The following is a 3,322-nucleotide window of genomic DNA, read 5'->3' on the forward strand; positions in this document are numbered from 1 at the left end:
GATGCCGACCCGCTCATGGAAGGTGCGGGCGACGTTGACGGCGTCCTGGCCGGTCATGGCGTCGGCGACCAGCAGGGTCTCGCTCGGCTTGGTGGCGTCGCGGATCGCCACCACCTCGGCCATCAGCTCCTCGTCGATCGAGAGGCGGCCGGCGGTGTCGAGCAGGACGACGTCGAAGCCTTCGAGCCGGCCACGCTCCAGCGCGCGGCGGGCGATGGCCAGCGGCTCCTGGCCGGGGACGATCGGCAGGGTGGTGACGCCGATCTGCTCGCCGAGGATCTTCAGCTGCTCCTGCGCGGCCGGGCGCCGCGTGTCCAGCGACGCCATCAGGACCTTCTTGTTGTCCCGGTCTTTCAGGCGCAGCGCGAGCTTGCCGGTGGTGGTGGTCTTGCCCGAGCCCTGCAGGCCGACCATCAGCACCGGCACCGGCGGCACGGCGATCAGGTTGATCGGCGTCGTGGCGTTGAGGTCGGGCATCTCGCCGGGCGTGCCGCCCAGCATCTCGATCAGGCAGTCATGGACGATCTTGATGACCTGCTGGCCGGGGGTGACCGACCGCAGCACCTCATGCCCGACCGCCCGGTCGCGCGCCTTGTCGATGAAGTCCTTGACCACCGGCAGGGCGACGTCGGCTTCCAGCAGTGCCACGCGCACTTCGCGCATGACGGCGCCGACATCGGCCTCCGTCAGCGCACCGCGCTTGCGAAGCCGGTCGAAGATGTCGCCGAGACGGCCGCTCAGACCTTCGAACATGATCGCCCCGAATCCCGTGGCTCAAACAATCGCGTGACTCCAAACGGAAAAGCGCCAGTGCGCGACACTCGCGAACTGGCGGCACCCCTTGGGGTCTCGCTGCGGGACGATCCCGCGGCGATCGGTCTTTTAGGCGGCGGACGCGCCGGAGTCAACCCAAGGGCCGGAATGACGGCCGGCGCGACGGGCTTTCACAGGCCCGCACCGTCGCGGCGCAGCACCAGGATGAACCCGTCCTCGCCCGGCAGGCCCGGGCTGACGCCGGACAGCGTCGCCTCGCCGTCGCCATCCGGCTGCAGCGCCGCGGCCCGGTCGAGGAACGCTTCCATCGCCGGCACCGACCAGCGCCAGATCGTCTTCGCCTCGCCCGGGATCGCCTCGGCCCCGATGGTGTCGTAGAAGCGGCGGGCGGCGGCGTTGCCCGCCGTCATCTCCCAGCGCAGCCGCATCGCCTGGGACACGCCGATATCGGCCAGCGCCCGCATCAGCTGGCGGCCGACGCCGCGGCTGCGGGCCCGGTCGCGGACATAGACGTCGTCGACGCGGATGAAATCGCCGCCCGACCACACGGAATAGTCGATCGTGTAGGTGACGTAGCCGACGACGCCGCTGCCATCCTCGGCGATCAGGCCACGGAAGCGCGGCGGTACCTCGGCCAGCCCTTCGTCCAGGTCGGCCCGCTGCGCCGTGATGGCGTCAGGGGCGCCTTCCAGCGCCGCCAGTTCGCGCAGCATGTCGAGCAGCATCGGCACATCGGCCGGCCCCAGGGATCGCACGGTCAGATCGGACGCCACAGCCTCTCTCCCCTCTTGCCGGCGGATCTCGGGAGGGGCCGGCCGCGGACAGGATCCCCCATCACGCCCGACGCGCCGCCCGGGACACCCCGCCCCGTCACACGCACCATCCCGACGGCAGGTTTCCTGGCTCGCGGGTCACGGCCCATGCGCCCCCTTCCCGGACGGATCCGGTGGCTTCGGGCGCGGGCTCGCCGCTTACAGTTGCGGGGGCAGCGCCGGCATCACACCGGCTTCCCTTTTCACCCCGGTCATCAGGGGCACCGTCGGCCGTCATGCTAGCCGCCGGCCCCCGCCCTGTCGACCGCGCAGGACTGAGCCCTCGCGCCGGGGGCCGGGATGATGCCATATGGAGGGTGAGAGAGCTGGGGAGTGGGCGATGGACGGGCTGCCGTTCTGGAAGATGCATGGGCTGGGCAATGATTTCGTGGTCGTGGACGCCCGCGCGCGGCCGGTCACGATCCATCCCGACCAAGCCCGCCGCATCGCCGACCGGCACCGCGGCGTCGGCTTCGACCAGCTGCTGGTGATCGAGCCGGCGCAGAGTACCGGCGCCGACGTGTTCATGCGCATCCTGAACGCCGACGGCACCGAAGCCGGCGCCTGCGGCAACGGCACCCGCTGCGTCGCGGCGCTGGTCATGGCCGACACCGGCGTCGATGCGCTGGTGGTCGAGACCCGCGCCGGCCTGCTGCAGTGCCGCGCCACCCCCGACAGCGTCACCGTCGACATGGGCCCGGCCGGGCTGGGCTGGCAGGACATCCCGCTGGCGCATGAGGCCGACACGCTGCACCTGCCGGTGTCGTCCGGCCTGCTGGCGGACCCGGTCGGCGTGTCGATGGGCAACCCACATGCGGTGTTCTTCGTGCCCGATGCCGAGGCGGTGCCGATCGACGGCGTCGGGCCGGTGCTGGAGCACGACCCGCTGTTCCCCGAGCGCGCCAATATCGGCGTGGTCCAGGTGCTGGCCCGCGACCGGCTGCGCTACCGGGTGTGGGAGCGCGGCGTCGGCGTGACCCAGGCCTGCGGCACCGGCGCCTGCGCCGCCGCGGTGGCCGCCATCCGCCGCGGCCTAACCGACCGCAGCGTCTGGGTGGTGCTGGACGGCGGCACGCTGATCATCGAATGGCGCGAGAGCGACGGCCATGTGCTGATGACCGGCCCGGCCGAGACCAGCTTCGCCGGCATCCTGTCGCGCGGCCTGCTGGACGGCTGAGACCGCTTGCAAATGCTACTGGTGCGGCCGTCTGACGGCGGTGTCTCCGCTTCCGGTGCTCACGGACCCAAACGTCCGCTGCGCGCCGGTTCTCGAAACCACCGCCACCCGACTCACACCAGCGCATTTTCAAACGGTCTCTGAGGTCCAACCCAACCTACGATCGGCGCGGTGGCCCAGGGCCGCCAGCAGCTCCGCGACCACCGTGCGGGGTGCTGCGGCGCGCATGACGCTGCCCATCACCGCGACCCCGGCGAAACCGGCGGAGATCAGCCCGGCCACCAGCGCCGGCTCGACTCCGCCCAGCGCGATGACACGGCCGCGATGGCGGCGGGCGATCGCTCCGGCCTCGGCCAGGGACAGCGTCGGCGCATAGCCCGGCTTGCTTGCGGTCGGCGCCAGCGGCCCCAGGGTGACGTAGTCGGCTCCGGCTACGATCGCCGCGGCGACCTCGTCCCCGGAATGGCACGACGCCCCGATCAAGGCGGCGGGGCCGAGACGGCGGCGCGCCACGGCCGGATCGCCCCCGGCGGCGAGGTGCAGCCCGTCGGCCTCATCG

Annotated in this window: 4 protein-coding genes and 1 riboswitch; of the genes, 1 reads left to right on the forward strand and 3 read right to left on the reverse strand. The window is 72.0% G+C overall.

Annotated features, from left to right (window positions below; genetic code table 11):
* Positions 1 to 753 (reverse strand): signal recognition particle receptor subunit alpha (locus AC3XYG_RS09630; RefSeq protein ID WP_489139604.1); only part of this gene is annotated, 753 nt, incomplete at its 3' end.
* Between the two features lie 191 nt (positions 754 to 944).
* Complete coding sequence (locus tag AC3XYG_RS09635; protein ID WP_489139605.1) at positions 945 to 1,547, reverse strand: GNAT family N-acetyltransferase; 603 nt, start codon at positions 1,545 to 1,547, stop codon at positions 945 to 947.
* Between the two features lie 99 nt (positions 1,548 to 1,646).
* A riboswitch (cobalamin riboswitch) is annotated at positions 1,647 to 1,830 on the reverse strand.
* Positions 1,831 to 1,926: 96 nt separating this feature from the next.
* Between AC3XYG_RS09635 and dapF the strand changes: the two genes are divergently transcribed.
* On the forward strand, positions 1,927 to 2,763 hold the full coding sequence (gene dapF, locus AC3XYG_RS09640; protein ID WP_489139606.1) for a diaminopimelate epimerase: 837 nt from the start codon (positions 1,927 to 1,929) through the stop codon (positions 2,761 to 2,763).
* A gap of 129 nt (positions 2,764 to 2,892) precedes the next feature.
* Here the strand turns inward: dapF and AC3XYG_RS09645 are convergent.
* On the reverse strand, positions 2,893 to 3,322 hold a 430-nt coding region (locus AC3XYG_RS09645; protein WP_489139607.1), incomplete at its 5' end, for a thiamine phosphate synthase.

The sequence above is a fragment of the Inquilinus sp. genome (genome assembly GCF_057815775.1).